The organism is Streptococcus sp. ELY_137 (assembly GCF_058314515.1).
Genome location: NZ_JBZFUL010000004.1, coordinates 35,489 through 50,013, shown reverse-complemented (window position 1 = coordinate 50,013; position 14,525 = coordinate 35,489). Strand labels below are relative to the sequence as shown.

Genomic DNA, 14,525 nt, shown 5'->3' with positions numbered 1-14,525 from the left:
TACTCCTTTTTTCTATCTATTAGTATCTCGGATAAGGATAAAATTCCTTTTCTTTTAACTCTGCTCTGCCTTTTTCAAAAGCTATATCATCCCAGGCAATAGCAAATTCCTCTGCATCTTCATCGGCTAAAAAATCCATGAGACTACTAAGTCCGTCTGTTGCAGTATCATTGAGGAAGTCTGCAAAATAGGCAACAAACTCACGTGATAAGCCCTTTTTAGGCTCATAGGGAATGCTCACCAAGTAATCTTGCGCATCAAACTGTGATTTAGCTGGATTGTAAAAGAGAACATAGTCTTCAAAGACGATGTCTTCGCTGCTTTCTTCTCCCTTGTCATCAACTGTTGTAACACCAGCCGTATTCTGTGCCTCAAGCACAAAAGTTACTTCGATCGCATGATTCTTCTTATCCCAGTCCATGGCAAAGTCAAAATCAAAGCGCTTTTCCAACTCCTCCTCTAAAACTGATAAAAATCCATACTTAGCCATCAGCTGCTCCCTTTTTGCATTTTTTCCTATTATATCATTTTACAGAGAAGAAAAACGTCTATCGTTTGCATCTTTACATAGCGTTTTTATATGAAGTTGTTCTAAGTGCTTTTATGTTACAATAAAGTTAGTAAGGTCAAGGAGGGAGTCATGCCAGAAAATCTTGCACTTCGTATGCGTCCGACGAATATTGATCAGATTATCGGTCAGAACCACTTAGTTGGTGAAGGTAAGATCATCCGCCGGATGGTCGAAGCCAACATGTTGTCGTCCATGATTCTCTATGGTCTGCCTGGGATCGGCAAAACCTCGATTGCCAGCGCCATTGCAGGAACCAGTCAATATGCTTTTCGTACTTTTAACGCAACTACTGATACTAAAAAGCGCCTGCAGGAAATCGCTGAGGAGGCTAAATTTTCTGGTGGGCTTGTGCTCATGTTGGATGAGATTCACCGCCTAGACAAGACCAAACAGGATTTTCTTTTGCCTCTGTTAGAAAATGGGAATATTACTATGATTGGGGCAACTACGGAGAATCCCTTTTTCTCAGTGACACCAGCCATTCGCAGCAGGGTACAGATTTTTGAGCTAGAACCCTTGTCTAATAAGGATATCAAAGAAGCTATAGACTGGGCTATTTCTGATAAAGAGCGAGGCTTTGACTTTGAGATTCTGCTGGATGATGACGCCAGAAATTTTATCGCTACAGCGACTAACGGGGATCTACGTTCCGCTTTTAATTCTTTGGAACTGGCTGTCATGTCTACTCAGCCCGATGAGGTGGGAAAGCGCCACATCACTCTAGACACAGTTGAAAATAGTCTGCAGCGATCTTATATTACCATGGACAAAGATGGAGACGGCCACTATGATACCTTATCAGCCCTACAGAAGTCTATCCGTGGTTCTGACGTCGATGCCAGCCTCCACTATGCAGCTCGTTTGGTTGAAGCGGGCGATCTCCCCAGTCTGGCTCGGCGATTGATTGTCATTGCTTATGAGGATATCGGTCTGGCTAATCCTGAGGCTCAGGTTCATACTGTCACAGCCTTAGACGCTGCTCAAAAAATCGGTTTCCCTGAAGCCCGTATCTTAATTGCCAATATTGTCATTGACCTAGCACTCTCGCCCAAGTCCAACTCAGCTTACACGGCTATGGATGCCGCCTTAGCTGATTTACGGAAATCTGGCAATCTTCCGATTCCCCGTCATTTACGTGATGGACATTATGCTGGTAGTAAAGAATTAGGTAATGCTCAAGACTATCTTTATCCCCATGCTTACCCGGAAAAATGGGTTAAGCAGCAGTATTTACCTGATAAACTTTTGGGTGTTAATTATTTTCAAGCCAATGAGACGGGCAAATATGAACGGGCTCTTAGGGCAAATAAGGAAAGAATTGATAAACTTTCTGAGTAAACCGCCTAAATTTCATAAAAACTCGTGTTTACCTCTTGAAAAAATTTTCAAAAATGGTATTATAAGATCATAAAACTGCTGTGGTATACGAGTCCACATCACTGTGTTGACCGACTAAATCTTTGTATTTTGGGAAACATAAGTCTTTTTACAGTATGCAAGCCGTTTCACGCGGAAGCAGCTAAGTAAAAGCGAGTTGCCCACCTGCTTTATCTTGCGGGTTCAATACAAAACGTGGACCACCGGTACCAATACAGCTCTTCTCCTTCCTTAGCTCAGTTGGTAGAGCAGCGGACTCTTAATCCGTGGGTCGTAGGTTCGAGCCCTACAGGGAGGATAAACTTAAGGAGTAAAAGCCTATGTTTAATAGGTCTTTTTATTTGCTAGGAGTTTATGATGGGAAGAAAAAGATTATTTTTACTGCTGTGCCTCTTAGCAGCCTGTGCTGTTTTAGCAGCCTGTAGTTCTAAGAGACAGACCAACACTGACAAGTCAGTATCAACCTCCAATTCTGCTCAAAGTATAAATGACGGAAAAATCGGTGGCAAGAAAAATTTTAGCAGCAAGCGTCATCCAGAGGATTTACCAGAAGATGCGGGCTCTGCTAAGACAGATAAGATTTATGCCACTGACGGTAGTGAGATTTACTATGAGTCTTATGAATCAGGCTTTTCAGCCTCTACTCCAGAGTATAAGGGGTATACTAATGACAATGTCAAGGATATTTTAGGCGAACCTAATCGAACCATTACAAATAGATCTGATATGTCTTTAATATTACAAAAAGAGGAACAAGAACGCATTGTCAGTTTATTTAAGTCAGATAAAATTTCGCGTGAAGAGGCAAGGGCATTCTACGCTGTTGCAACTGATTATTCTCTCGATGATCTGAGTCATTATTATATTTATGAGTATAGTGATAAGAATATCATTCTCCTCTTTGCTAAGGGAAGCAATAAGTTGTCTTATATGACCCCAGATCCTGACTACGCTTATTGGCGTTAACCTAAGGCTGGGTGCTCGTCCAGTCTCTTTGTTTTGGAATAAACTCTTAACGCAGTTGTTGGGATAAAACTAAGCTGGCTAGGTCGGTCAATTTAGTTTTATCCCCAACATCCAAAGTTTGGGAAGGGACCGCTTCAGATCGCCACCTAAAAACTAGGACGTGGGATCAACCAAAATTTTCAATTTTTGGTTGATCCCACTCTTTTTTACTATCTTTTTTCTGAAAGTTCTCTCGCGATTTTCTGAATTTTTGGTATAATAAGGGCTAAATAAGAAAGGAATGGAGACACTTATGACTGCACAAAAGATGAGCGCACAAGAAATTATTGCCTACATTGGTAATGCTGAAAAAAAGACTAATGTTAAGGTGACTTTTGAGGGAGATTTGTCTGGGGCTATTCCTGCCCAAGTAACCAAATTAGGAAATGTGCTCTTTGGCGATTGGCAGGCTATTGAGCCTTTACTTGTCAATCTGACTGAAAACAAAGATTATGTCGTTGAACAAGATGGCCGTAATTCTGCAGTCCCTCTGTTGGATAAACGCCATGTCAATGCTCGTATTGAACCCGGGGCTATTATCCGTGATCAAGTTACTATTGAGGATAACGCTGTTGTCATGATGGGGGCTGTCATTAACATTGGCGCTGAAATCGGAGCTGGTACGATGATTGATATGGGAGCTATTCTAGGTGGTCGTGCTACCGTTGGTAAAAACAGCCATATTGGAGCTGGTGCAGTTCTAGCTGGTGTGATTGAGCCTGCCAGTGCTGAGCCTGTTCGTATAGGCGACAATGTACTTGTCGGTGCCAATGCAGTCGTTATCGAGGGAGTTCAAGTTGGTAATGGTTCTGTTATTGCAGCTGGTGCTATTGTGACTCAAGATGTTCCAGAGAATGTTGTTGTTGCTGGTGTTCCTGCTCGTGTCATCAAAAAAATTGATGAGAAGACACAGCAAAAGACTGCCCTAGAAGACGCCTTGCGTAATCTCTAATTTCAATCAGCTTTATATCAGAGTGAGACGGGGTAATCAGCTGGAAAGCCACTCATTGTCTCACTCTATTTTATTAGGAGAAAAAGATAAATGACTTTAGACCTCATTAAAATTCGCCGTGACCTCCACCAAATTCCTGAAATTGGTCTGGACGAGTATGAAACACAAGCCTATCTCTTGGCTCGTATTGCTGAAATCAGCGCAGGTAAAGACTTTGTTTCCCAGCGAACTTGGCGGACTGGTGTTTTGGTTTTTCTGCAGGGGTGTAGCCCTGAAAAAACGGTCGGCTGGCGGACAGATATCGATGGTTTGCCTGTTCAGGAAGATACTGGTCTCGATTTTGCTAGCAAACACAAAGGACGGATGCATGCTTGCGGCCATGACATTCATATGACGACCGCACTTGGTCTACTTGATGCGCTTGTGCAGGTACAGCCTAAGCACAATGTTCTCTTCCTATTCCAGCCTGCAGAAGAAAATTTTGCTGGTGGTAAACTGATGTATGACGAGGATGCTTTTGGCGATTGGAAGCCCGACGAATTTTATGGTCTTCATGTCCGACCTGATTTGAAAGTCGGTGATATCGCTACGAATACTAGCACTTTATTTGCGGGGACCTGTGAAACCTTAGTAACCTTCAAGGGAACCGGTGGTCATGCTGCATTCCCCCATGAAGCTAATGATGCCTTGGTTGCTGCTGCTCACTTTATCACTCAAGTTCAGACTATTGTCAGTCGTAATGTAGATCCTATTGAAGGGGCTGTTGTAACCTTTGGATCCATGCATGCTGGAACTACCAACAATGTCATTGCAGAAGAGGCTAAACTCCATGGTACTATTCGTACCTTGACTCAGGAGATGAATCTTTTAACCCAAAAGCGGCTGAAAGAAATTGCTCAAGGAGTAGCTGCAGCTTTTAACTTAAAAGTGGAAGTCGAATTGATTCAGGGAGGCTATCTACCAGTCGAAAATGACCCCGAACTTGCTAAAGATTTAATGCGTTTCTTTGACCAGAAAACAGAGGCCAATCTTATTGATATCTTGCCAGCTATGACTGGAGAAGACTTTGGTTACCTCTTGCATAAAATTCCAGGTGCTATGTTCTGGTTGGGTATCGATTCGGCAGCTCCGCTCCACAGTCCTAAGATGAATCCCAAGGAAGAAGTTCTGGCTTTTGCTGTTAATACTATCTCTAAATTTTTGTTCTATCGTGCACATGTTCAGTAAAAAGGTAAAGACCTGCATTCTTCGGCAGGTCTTTAGTATTATTTTGTTCAAATGAGTATTCCCTAAGGCTGGTTTAGCCAAAAAATGGTAAGATACTAGTATGTTAAAATCTGAATTGCGCCGTAGCGTCCTTCTCTCTCTTAGGCAGCAGGACCGTGTTAAAAAAGCAGAAATAGACTCTTTTTTGTACCGAAAATTAATTAAAACACAAGAGTACCAAAAAGCACAAATCATTGCGACCTACTTGCCCTTTGACTTTGAATACGATACTCGTTTTCTGATTAGTCGGGCACAAGAAGACCGTAAAACCGTTTTAATCCCCAAAACCTACCCTAATAGTCGTATGATCTTTACGGAATACAACCCTAACAGCCTTAAAAAGACACATTTTGGGCTACTTGAACCCATTAATGGAGAAGCTATTGATAAAGAGCATATCGATCTTATCCATGTCCCAGGGGTAGCCTTTAATCCTCAAGGCTACCGTATTGGCTACGGTGCCGGTTTCTATGATCGCTATTTGAAGGATTTTCAAGGAGCAACTATTAGTACTATTTACCCTTGTCAAGAGGCAAACTTTTTGCCCGATAAACATGATATTCCTGTTAGAAAGATATTAACCTATGCTAAAAGATTTTAAAAAATACCCTGCCACTTATATCTTACTTTCTGTCACAGTTTTAATTTTCCTAGCTATGAACATTATCTATTTTGGTAGGGCTACATCAAGCGCAGCTATCTATCGCTTTGGTGGTATGTATGGACAAGTTGTTCAGTATGATAACCGACAACTTTGGCGCCTAGTATCTCCTATTTTTGTTCACATTGGTTGGGAACACCTCATTATCAATGGTATTTCTTTATACTTTGTTGGTCGTATTGCCGAAGAACTTTGGGGAACAGTCAAATTTTTTATCCTTTATCTACTAGCAGGTATCATGGGAAATATAGCAACCCTCTTTTTCACCCCAGACGTACTAGCAGCAGGGGCTTCTACTTCACTCTTTGGTCTATTTGCAGCTATTGTCACTATCAGCTATATTGGCAGTAATGCTGTTCTCAAGCAGATTGGTAATCAGTTTCTCATCTTAATAGCCCTCAATTTGGTCTTCAATATTATGGATCTACTGTCTGGTCATCCAAGTGTCAGTTTCGTCGGTCATCTAGGCGGAGCTTGGGGGGGCGCTCTGGTGGCGCTCTGGTTGCCTATGAACCGCTTTAAGTCTAATATCCCTAAGGGACTTAAGCTGTTGGCTCTATTTGCCTATTTATTTTTCGCATTTGGTATGCTTGGCTTGGCACTCTCGTAATTGTTTTTTCTATTCACTAAAGGGAAATTTGTCTATGAAATTTTTAATTCCACCGGCTAAAGAACTGCAGTCCAATTTCACATCAGCCCCGCATCAACTCCCACCTGTTAGCCTCCCTATTCTTGAGGTACTAGCTCAAGCGAGTGTTCCTGAGCTTGAAAAGATTTACGGTGTTAAAACTCAATCCGCTCTAATTGAAGCACAACGTATTGCTGATCTGGAGCAAGGAACGGCATCTGGTTATCCCGCTTTAGAACTGTTCAATGGGCTTATGTATCGTAATATTGACAGAAACTTGACAGAAGCGCAACGACTCTTTACAAAAAAGCACGTCTACATTACTTCTGCTTTTTATGGTATTATTAGTGCTTTGGATCTCATTGCACCATATCGATTGGATTTCCAGTGTAAAGTTAAAATTGACACACAATCTCTTAAAAACTACTGGCGACCTATCTTTGATAATTTTTGCTCTGAGACTGATGAGATAATTGTTTCCTTGCTTTCTAATGAATTTGAGGCAGTCTTTTCACCAAGCTGTGCCAAAAATTTTATTAGAGTTACTTTTCATGAGGAACAGAACGGTCAGCTAAAAACACATTCAACGATTTCTAAAAAGGCTCGCGGCCGCTTTTTAAGTCAGGTTATCAAAAAACAAATTCAAGCGCTAGAGGATATTAAGAACCTTAGGGTTGATGGATTTGATTATCGATCTGATCTCTCTAATGAACAAAATCTTATATTTGTAAAACCTAATACATTTAAATAAACAAAACAAAAGCATAAAACTCAAAATAAAGTTTTATGCTTAACGTTTCCTTGTACGGTATTAGTCTCTTATATCCTTTATTTGATAGTAAAGCAATTGTACATGACTACTCTCAGGCGGGGCTAATATAATTTACCTAAGGTAATCTATATGAGATTGTCACGACTAACTTGCTCATAGGTTGCCTGCCCATCATTGAGTTTATCCCAAATTACAACCTCTTTCTTGGCTAGAGATTTTTTGACATCAATGATCCGCTGGTTAGAAGAGCCCCTGAATTGCAGCATCAGATTTTTCTTAGTGATATCAAAGCGACCATCTACTAAAATATCGACCAAATGTAATAATTCAAGTTTATCAGGTGTTTCTAGCATAAGCTCTTCCCAAGTGTAACCTGTCCATGACCAAATGTCCTTTTGGGGCAGCTCTTGGCGAATACGCTTAACTAAGGGTAAAAGAATACCTGTATTTAGGAAGGGTTCCCCGCCCAGCAGGGTCAGCCCTTGGACATAGGGCTGAGATAAATCAGCCATTATTTGCTCTTCCAATTCTTGAGTATAGGGGATACCAGCCTTGAAAGACCAAGTAGCTGCATTATAGCAGCCCTCACAATGAAACATGCAACCGCTGACATAGAGGGAATTACGTACGCCTTCTCCGTCAACAAAATTGAAGGCTTTATAATCAATGATACGTCCTTGGCTAAGCTCCTCTGATTTCCACTCCTGTGGTTTGGGATTATTCATCTTTTTTCTCCACTTCTATCCAATAGCGTTCAATTCCGCCTCTAATATCTTCTAGTTTTCCTCCATTAGCCAGCACAACTGCACGGCTAGCGGGATTGTTATCGTGACAGGTCACTAAAACTTGCTGTATATTTTTGACTTGACAGATATGTAAAGCCTTTGTCAACATAGTTTTTGCTATTCCCTTGTTACGCTGACTTGGTCTAACCCAATAACCAATATGACCACCTGCCTGACGTAAATAATCGTTAAGACGCAGGCGTAAATTGAGAAAACCAAGAGCTAAGCCATTATTTTCAGCAAAGGCTACAAATTGGATCGACGGAACCCACCCCTCAGGTAGGTTTAAGCCTAATTCCGCATCTTGATTCTGTAATAGCCAGTCTTCATAGTCAAAGTTTTCTGACGGTGCCGACCAAAAGCTGCTATCATGCGAACTGCCTTCTCTTTCAAATTCTTCTATCATATCCAGAATATTTGCTTTATCTCCTAACGACGGACGACGCAATTCCATAACCTTCTCCTTTTTTGTTTGGTAAGAAAGAGTCTGAGACAAAAGTCCAGACTCTTTAGTATTGTTCTAGATTTACGCAGTGATTGGCTTTCTGTAACTGGACATTTCTAGTTTTTAAGTGCCCCTTAAACAAGAAAGAAGCAGAGATCTGAGCCTTAAAATGGGAGAGTGAAGAAAATCAGAATTGTGATTTTATCACGATTTACTGATTGAGTCCCTCTCTCCTTTTTATATTATCTATTCTTTCCAATCCTAGTTTGTTTTAAGAGCTCTCGAACACGCGCTTTTTGATCATTTTGAATATACATTGACTGCTTTTCGTGATAGCGGTTAACTTGTGCCTTTCCCTTATCATCCAATTGATACTTTCCCATCCTACTACCTCTTATCTAACCAATATATTGTATTAATCGTTATTAACTATTTGCAGCCAATCCCTTCTCATGCAAATAATATCGAACCAATTCATCAACAATTTCGTCAGGATGATGTCGGCGAATGTGGTTGCGAGCATTATTGTGACGAGGAACATAGGCTGGGTCTCCGCTGAGAATATAACCGACAATCTGGTTAACAGGATCATAACCAATCTCACTTAAAGACTGAGATACTGTTATTAAATCATTGACCAACTCATTAGAGTCCTCATCTAAGTTAAAGAGAACTGTATCACCCACAAAATTTTTCTCTTCTGACATCCTTTCTCCTTCCGCTAAATTTTATCTCATTCTTTCCCAGGATTTTTTATAGTTGAACCATTCATATGCTTAACACGGGCTGAAATTTCCTTATGGCGCCCATTAACCATAGGACGTGCTTGAGGGTTGCCAAGATAACCACAAGTCCGTTTGACAACATCAACCGTTTTAGGGTCTGTATTTCCACAGTTGGGACACATAAAGCCACGTTCAGTCGGCGTAAAATCTCCCTCAAATCCGCATTCATAACATTTGTCAATCGGAGTATTAGTTCCTAGATAACCGACCTTATCATATGCGTAGTCCCACACAGCCTCAAGGGCCTTAGGATTTTGTTGCAAGACAGGATATTCACAATAGTGGATAAATCCACCACTAGCCCCTAGTTCAGGGTAATCCTTTTCAAAATCTAATTTTTCAAATGGTGTCGGATTCTTACGCACATCATAGTGGAAGGAGTTGGTGTAGTACTCCTTGTCCGTAATGTCCTTAACCTTGCCAAACTTCTCCGTATCTAAACGACAGAATCGGTCAGTTAGGCTCTCAGATGGTGTTGAATAGATAGAAAAATGGTAGTCATATTCATCTGACCAAGCTTCAACCATTTTCTTCATCTGGCGGATGATATCTTTTGTAAATCCCTTAGCCTCTGGATTGTTTTCCCATTCACCGCCATAGAAGACAGTAGCAACTTCGTAAAGACCAATATAGCCTAGAGAAACTGTTGCCCGACGATGTCTAAAGAGCGTATCAACATTGCCTGTTTTTGGCAGACGCTTACCAAAAGCCCCATATTGATAGAGGATAGGAGCATTAGCGGGACTAGCTTCCTTTACGCGTTCAACGCGATAGACTAGGGCATCCTTAGCAATTTGCATGCGTTCAGCAAAAAGTGACCAAAACTTCTCCTTATCACCATCGGATTCCATAGCGATACGTGGTAAATTAACTGTTACCACCCCAAGATTCATCCGTCCAGAGTTTACTTCCTGACCATTTTCATTTCTCCATCCCTGAAGGAAAGAGCGACATCCCATTGGTGCTTTAAAGGAACCCGTCAAATCAATAATCTTATCATAGGATAAAACATCTGGGTACATACGCTTGGTTGCACATTCTAAGGCTAACTGTTTTATATCGTAATTTGGAGTATTAGGCTCTAAATTAAGTCCACGCTTGAGCGTAAAAATTAATTTAGGGAAAATGGCTGTTCGGTGTTCACTTCCTAAACCCTTAATTCGGATCTCTAAGATGGCCTTTTGAATTTCCCGTTCAAACCATGATGTTCCCAAACCAAAACCCAAAGAGGTAAAAGGAGTCTGTCCATTCGAGGTAAAGAGTGTGTTAATCTCATACTCCAAAGACTGCATGGCATCATAGATGTCCTTTTTTGTTTTGGCACGCGCATAATCTTCCCACTTATCCTCAGCAACCCACTTTTTAGCATCAGCCAAGTGCTTTTGATAATTAAGTTCAGCGTAAGGGGCTAAAAATTCATCAATCCGATCAGCCGTACAACCGCCATATTGACTGGAAGCCACATTGGCAATAATTTGGGAGATCTGGGCAGTTGCTGTCTGAATTGATTTGGGACTTTCAACATCAGCATTACCAATTTTAAAACCGTTAGCCAGCATCCCCTTAAAGTCAATCAGGCAGCAGTTCGTCATAGGCGTGTAGGGGCTATAATCCAAATCGTGGAAATGGATATCTCCCTTTTGGTGAGCGTTAGCAACATGAGGTGGCAGCATTTTCAAGCCAATCGATTTCCCCACAATACCGGCGGTCAAATCACGCTGAGTATTAAAAACGTCACTGTCTTTATTAGCATTTTCATTGACCACAGTTTGATCTTTGTTAAGCAAGCGATCAATGGTGAAGTTGATGTCTGTCGCTTGTGAACGGGCGAAATCTCGTTTAGTACGGTAATTAATATATTCCTGCGCAATAGCATATTCATTAGCATTGAGCAATTCATGTTCAACGATACTTTGGATCTCATAAATTTTGACATCGGCTGTAAAACGATCGGCGATTTCTGCTACGATACGATCAGTAATACCCTTTAATTTCGTTTCCATCAAGGGAGACAGCTCTGAAACTTCTTGACTTGCCCGCAGTAAGGCCTGATAAATTTTATCACTGTCAAACTTTGTTCGACGGCCATCGCGTTTGATAACTGTAATTTCTGGATTTGTGATAACGAAGTTTTTTTCTAATGTGATCATTTTTCCACCTCGGTCTCCATTATAGCACAAGGCCAAAAAAAATCAATATGTTGTGGTGAGTTTTTTATTAAACCACAACATATTGATTTTGATAGCTGAAATTATTTCTTTTGATAAATCGTGAAATGACTGGCATCATCTAAGGATTTCTTATCGTAAGCCCCCTTAAGATTATGTAACACTTCTGACGGTAACTTTTCATCATTGTTAACAATAATATACTCAGCGCTGTCTTGAATCAGGTCATCGCTCAGTTTTTGGCTGTTGGCAGCATTAGCTATATTAACAGACGGTAGCGGAAATTGTGAAACCGACTGGCGAGCTGTCCCCAAATAAATTTTTGACGAGTGATCCCAGACATAGATCTGAGAGTCCTCACTTGTATTTTCCCTAAGATAATTAGCAATGCTACTGCGTTCGCGATTGAGTCCCAGGGAGGCGATTCCTAAGAAGATTGGTATACCTATCCCTACCACTATGACTAAGATGGGGAGCTGAAAATGCTTCCGAGCGAAGACCGCCCAGTAATTATCCTTGACCTCACGGCTGCGTTTACGCCGGTGGGCAGCATGGCTAGCCCGCCCCTCTTTTTTCCCATTTTCCATACCATCGTTAATTACCAAGGCTGTCAAAATCAGTCCAAAGGGTAGAGGTAACAGAAGTTGATAAAGGTAATAACTTTGTGAAAAAACTCCCATTAATAGAGTTAAAACTAGGGTAAGAAAAATAAGCCATTTAGGTATTTTGAATTTTGTTTCCTGGCTGCGGTGCCCAAAGAAACCAAACAGTCCCAAGAGTAGACCAGAAGCTGCTGCTATTAAAATTTGGTAGGGAAGGGTAATGAGCAAGGATTCCTTAGCAATAGCAAAGACAGTAAAATTATAGGTGAGGGCCTGATTGATATAATCCTCTAAATTTCCCATATTAAAGACAAAGTAGCCAACCGTATAATAAACCACAATAGCACCAAAAATCATGCACAAAAGCTGATAAAAGCCTCTGGCAAAGTGACGTTGGCTAAAATTATAGAGACCGATAGCTACGAAAGACAGGATCCAGAAGATGAGACTGCGGGGTTCCAACAAGGCAGCGAGGGTTCCAAAAAATCCATAAATCACAAAGGCCTCATCATTGATATAGCCTGTAAAATACTTAGTCAAAAACCATAAAGCATTTAAGATGAAAGGAAAGGCCCATTGGATAGGGTAAAGATTGCCAAAACCGAATCCGAGATTGAGTAGATAAAAGACAAGGGTAAAGGTCATACCCATCCCAGACTTATCAGTCAAGAAACTAATAATTTTATAGAGGTAAATCCCTGACATATAAAAAGCCAAAAATTCTACCAACATCAACCACAGGCTAGATCCTAAAAGATAGCTGAGCGCAATAATTCCGTAAAAAAGGAAACCACCTGTCGCAAAAATATCTTGATAAGGAACATGTCCTTGGCTCATGATCTGTCCTGTATATAGGTTAGTGGTTTGGGCAGCATTCCCAAAGTCTGTCAGTAGAGGGTTGGCCACTGAGGTCAGAGCTAAAACCAAACTAAACAGAAGAATATAAAATCTGTGTGAGCCGTCTACCTCAACTTTATGAAAGGATGATTCTTCATGCGGTGTTTTTTCCTCAACTCCCTCGGCCTCACTCTTCCTGCGGCTGTATGTTGGAAGTTCTTCATCTTGTCTATAATCTGCCATCCGTTCTCCTCATTAAAATGATAAAGCTGATACGCTTGGTTTGTTAGATTTTTCTGTTTACATTATCCTCTCTAGTATATCAGAATTTAGTCTTTAGTCAATTTTCTAAGGATTATGCTATAGGTCAGAATCTCCTTGAAGCGGTGATGGGAACGTCTTAGGTAGCTCTCTAAAAATTCCTGTTCTTCGGGTGATAAATTTTCTTTCTTCATAAATAGAATCCTCTATCTATTTATTCGAAAAAGTCAAAGATATCTCTTATTGGGCTACATTAGAGTTTAGTTTAGCAAGACCCAAATAAAAAGAGCTGGAATGATGAAACCTGCTCCTCTACATTCTATTCTTCATCTAAAAAGCTGTTAAAGACTTCTTCTATCATGTCCCACTCAGCATTAGAGTCTTCCGGTATTGGCTGTAAATCTCCTTCTGTACCATCCTCATTCTCCGTGAACGAGTATGCCTGAATTTCGATTTCTCCGTTATCGTCTTCCTGAGCGCCAGCTGGCACCAGCAATACATAGTTTTTGCCAAATTCTTCACGACCGTCAATAGTCAAAAGAATTTCAAATAAGGTCTCGTTTCCTTGCTCATCAACAAGGGTAATCACTTCATGATCATGGTTGTGTTCGTGTGCCATAATTCTTCTCTCCTCTTTATATAACTCCAAAAGTCCAGCTATTCCCAAATCAGAACTTGTATTGAAATGGCTTAACTTCAGAGATAACTTGCTAAAATAAACGATCTAAATAATTTTGCAAAATCAGCTGAGCGGCTAACTTATCAATAACTTTCTTACGCTTACCGCGGCTAACATCAGCCTGCTCTACCAACATACGCTCAGCTTGGACAGTCGTCAGTCGTTCGTCCTGATAATCAACAGGCAACTGAAAGAGCTCGGAGATTTTTTCCCCATAATTTCGGCTAGCTTCCACACGTGGGCCGCTAGTATTGTTCATATTTTTAGGCAAGCCGACAACAAATTTCTCGACCCTATATTCCTTAATCAACTCACCTAAACGTTCAAAGCCAAATTCTTCTCTCTCTTCGTTTATCTGAATAATCTCAAGGCCTTGGGCTGTAAAACCAAGTGGATCACTAATCGCGACACCAACCGTTTTCGAGCCTACATCTAGTCCCATTATCCTCATTAAACGTCGATTCCATTTCCTTTAAGATAAAAGCGAACGAGCTCCTCGACAATTTCATCACGTTCATATTTGCGAATCTTATTACGAGCGTCATTATAACGAGGCACATAGGCAGGATCCCCACTTAATACGTAGCCAACGATTTGGTTAATCGGATTGTATCCTTTATCATTAAGTGAGCGATAGACAGCGGTCAAGGTATCACTAATTTCCTGCTTATTTCCATCATCTAAATTGAAACGAACGGTTTCATCTGTAAATCCCATACTTGCACCTTCTT

General features: G+C 40.9%; 17 protein-coding genes, 1 tRNA gene and 1 other RNA gene. 9 read left to right on the top strand and 10 right to left on the bottom strand.

The annotated features are described in order from the left end of the window. Positions 1-19: 19 nt before the first annotated feature. On the bottom strand, positions 20-490 hold the full coding sequence (locus AC4HAO_RS04315) for a DUF3013 family protein (protein WP_491093518.1): 471 nt from the start codon (positions 488-490) through the stop codon (positions 20-22). A 150-nt stretch (positions 491-640) separates the two neighbouring features. Between AC4HAO_RS04315 and AC4HAO_RS04310 the strand changes: the two genes are divergently transcribed. The 9 genes from AC4HAO_RS04310 to yaaA all read left to right on the top strand — a co-directional run bounded on the left by AC4HAO_RS04310 (position 641) and on the right by yaaA (position 7,211). Next, positions 641-1,909 carry a replication-associated recombination protein A gene (locus tag AC4HAO_RS04310; protein ID WP_491134686.1) on the top strand — a complete coding sequence of 423 codons (1,269 nt, stop codon included), beginning with the start codon at positions 641-643 and terminating at the stop codon, positions 1,907-1,909. Positions 1,910-1,981: 72 nt separating this feature from the next. Then, a non-coding RNA gene (gene ssrS, locus AC4HAO_RS04305) (6S RNA) lies at positions 1,982-2,173 on the top strand. Further along, a tRNA-Lys gene (locus AC4HAO_RS04300) sits at positions 2,174-2,246 on the top strand. A gap of 59 nt (positions 2,247-2,305) precedes the next feature. After that, positions 2,306-2,914, top strand: a complete 609-nt coding sequence (locus tag AC4HAO_RS04295) for a DUF4947 domain-containing protein (RefSeq protein WP_491134685.1) — start codon at positions 2,306-2,308, stop codon at positions 2,912-2,914. A 292-nt stretch (positions 2,915-3,206) separates the two neighbouring features. After that, positions 3,207-3,905, top strand: coding sequence for a 2,3,4,5-tetrahydropyridine-2,6-dicarboxylate N-acetyltransferase (gene dapD, locus AC4HAO_RS04290; RefSeq protein ID WP_491134684.1), 699 nt, complete (start codon positions 3,207-3,209; stop codon positions 3,903-3,905). A 90-nt stretch (positions 3,906-3,995) separates the two neighbouring features. Then, positions 3,996-5,132 (top strand): N-acetyldiaminopimelate deacetylase, encoded by a 1,137-nt coding sequence (locus AC4HAO_RS04285; RefSeq protein WP_491093522.1) that lies wholly within the window; start codon positions 3,996-3,998, stop codon positions 5,130-5,132. A gap of 100 nt (positions 5,133-5,232) precedes the next feature. Next, the gene (locus tag AC4HAO_RS04280; protein ID WP_491134683.1) at positions 5,233-5,772 is read left to right on the top strand and encodes a 5-formyltetrahydrofolate cyclo-ligase; all 540 of its coding nucleotides are present in this window, start codon (positions 5,233-5,235) and stop codon (positions 5,770-5,772) included. Next, positions 5,756-6,442: a rhomboid family intramembrane serine protease gene (locus tag AC4HAO_RS04275; protein WP_491134682.1), complete on the top strand. Its 687-nt coding sequence runs from the start codon at positions 5,756-5,758 to the stop codon at positions 6,440-6,442. The genes AC4HAO_RS04280 and AC4HAO_RS04275 overlap by 17 nt, the downstream gene beginning before the upstream one ends. Before the next feature lie 34 nt (positions 6,443-6,476). Beyond that, positions 6,477-7,211 carry a peroxide stress protein YaaA gene (gene yaaA, locus AC4HAO_RS04270; protein WP_491134681.1) on the top strand — a complete coding sequence of 245 codons (735 nt, stop codon included), beginning with the start codon at positions 6,477-6,479 and terminating at the stop codon, positions 7,209-7,211. A 146-nt stretch (positions 7,212-7,357) separates the two neighbouring features. Here the strand turns inward: yaaA and nrdG are convergent, their stop codons facing one another. The 9 genes from nrdG to AC4HAO_RS04225 all read right to left on the bottom strand — a co-directional run bounded on the left by nrdG (position 7,358) and on the right by AC4HAO_RS04225 (position 14,511). Further along, the gene (gene nrdG / locus AC4HAO_RS04265; protein WP_491093526.1) at positions 7,358-7,957 is read right to left on the bottom strand and encodes an anaerobic ribonucleoside-triphosphate reductase activating protein; all 600 of its coding nucleotides are present in this window, start codon (positions 7,955-7,957) and stop codon (positions 7,358-7,360) included. After that, the gene (locus tag AC4HAO_RS04260; protein ID WP_491093527.1) at positions 7,950-8,471 is read right to left on the bottom strand and encodes a GNAT family N-acetyltransferase; all 522 of its coding nucleotides are present in this window, start codon (positions 8,469-8,471) and stop codon (positions 7,950-7,952) included. The genes nrdG and AC4HAO_RS04260 overlap by 8 nt, the downstream gene beginning before the upstream one ends. A 233-nt stretch (positions 8,472-8,704) precedes the next feature. Then, on the bottom strand, positions 8,705-8,845 hold the full coding sequence (locus AC4HAO_RS04255) for a hypothetical protein (protein WP_491093528.1): 141 nt from the start codon (positions 8,843-8,845) through the stop codon (positions 8,705-8,707). A 42-nt stretch (positions 8,846-8,887) separates the two neighbouring features. Next, positions 8,888-9,169 carry an IreB family regulatory phosphoprotein gene (locus tag AC4HAO_RS04250; protein WP_491134680.1) on the bottom strand — a complete coding sequence of 94 codons (282 nt, stop codon included), beginning with the start codon at positions 9,167-9,169 and terminating at the stop codon, positions 8,888-8,890. A 26-nt stretch (positions 9,170-9,195) separates the two neighbouring features. Then, positions 9,196-11,397 (bottom strand): anaerobic ribonucleoside-triphosphate reductase, encoded by a 2,202-nt coding sequence (gene nrdD / locus AC4HAO_RS04245; RefSeq protein ID WP_491134679.1) that lies wholly within the window; start codon positions 11,395-11,397, stop codon positions 9,196-9,198. Between the two features lie 101 nt (positions 11,398-11,498). After that, positions 11,499-13,097, bottom strand: a complete 1,599-nt coding sequence (locus AC4HAO_RS04240) for a DUF2079 domain-containing protein (protein ID WP_491134678.1) — start codon at positions 13,095-13,097, stop codon at positions 11,499-11,501. Between the two features lie 337 nt (positions 13,098-13,434). Next, a complete protein-coding gene (locus tag AC4HAO_RS04235; protein ID WP_447452584.1) occupies positions 13,435-13,734 on the bottom strand; it encodes a DUF1292 domain-containing protein in 300 nt (99 codons plus the stop codon). Positions 13,735-13,825: 91 nt separating this feature from the next. Next, positions 13,826-14,245, bottom strand: a complete 420-nt coding sequence (gene ruvX / locus AC4HAO_RS04230) for a Holliday junction resolvase RuvX (protein WP_447452585.1) — start codon at positions 14,243-14,245, stop codon at positions 13,826-13,828. Beyond that, entirely contained in the window at positions 14,245-14,511 is a 267-nt protein-coding gene (locus AC4HAO_RS04225; RefSeq protein WP_447452586.1) for an IreB family regulatory phosphoprotein, read from the bottom strand. Before AC4HAO_RS04225 ends, ruvX begins: the two co-directional genes overlap by 1 nt. Between the last annotated feature and the right edge of the window lie 14 nt (positions 14,512-14,525).

Coding starts and splice junctions, on each gene's coding strand:
- dapD (WP_491134684.1), top strand. CDS start 3,207: ATGACTGCACAAAAGATGAGCGCACAAGAAATTATTGCCTACATTGGT.
- nrdG (WP_491093526.1), bottom strand. CDS start 7,957: ATGAATAATCCCAAACCACAGGAGTGGAAATCAGAGGAGCTTAGCCAA.
- AC4HAO_RS04285 (WP_491093522.1), top strand. CDS start 3,996: ATGACTTTAGACCTCATTAAAATTCGCCGTGACCTCCACCAAATTCCT.
- AC4HAO_RS04275 (WP_491134682.1), top strand. CDS start 5,756: ATGCTAAAAGATTTTAAAAAATACCCTGCCACTTATATCTTACTTTCT.
- nrdD (WP_491134679.1), bottom strand. CDS start 11,397: ATGATCACATTAGAAAAAAACTTCGTTATCACAAATCCAGAAATTACA.
- AC4HAO_RS04255 (WP_491093528.1), bottom strand. CDS start 8,845: ATGGGAAAGTATCAATTGGATGATAAGGGAAAGGCACAAGTTAACCGC.
- AC4HAO_RS04280 (WP_491134683.1), top strand. CDS start 5,233: ATGTTAAAATCTGAATTGCGCCGTAGCGTCCTTCTCTCTCTTAGGCAG.
- ruvX (WP_447452585.1), bottom strand. CDS start 14,245: ATGAGGATAATGGGACTAGATGTAGGCTCGAAAACGGTTGGTGTCGCG.
- AC4HAO_RS04315 (WP_491093518.1), bottom strand. CDS start 490: ATGGCTAAGTATGGATTTTTATCAGTTTTAGAGGAGGAGTTGGAAAAG.
- AC4HAO_RS04295 (WP_491134685.1), top strand. CDS start 2,306: ATGGGAAGAAAAAGATTATTTTTACTGCTGTGCCTCTTAGCAGCCTGT.
- AC4HAO_RS04235 (WP_447452584.1), bottom strand. CDS start 13,734: ATGGCACACGAACACAACCATGATCATGAAGTGATTACCCTTGTTGAT.
- yaaA (WP_491134681.1), top strand. CDS start 6,477: ATGAAATTTTTAATTCCACCGGCTAAAGAACTGCAGTCCAATTTCACA.
- AC4HAO_RS04240 (WP_491134678.1), bottom strand. CDS start 13,097: ATGGCAGATTATAGACAAGATGAAGAACTTCCAACATACAGCCGCAGG.
- AC4HAO_RS04250 (WP_491134680.1), bottom strand. CDS start 9,169: ATGTCAGAAGAGAAAAATTTTGTGGGTGATACAGTTCTCTTTAACTTA.
- AC4HAO_RS04225 (WP_447452586.1), bottom strand. CDS start 14,511: ATGGGATTTACAGATGAAACCGTTCGTTTCAATTTAGATGATGGAAAT.
- AC4HAO_RS04310 (WP_491134686.1), top strand. CDS start 641: ATGCCAGAAAATCTTGCACTTCGTATGCGTCCGACGAATATTGATCAG.
- AC4HAO_RS04260 (WP_491093527.1), bottom strand. CDS start 8,471: ATGGAATTGCGTCGTCCGTCGTTAGGAGATAAAGCAAATATTCTGGAT.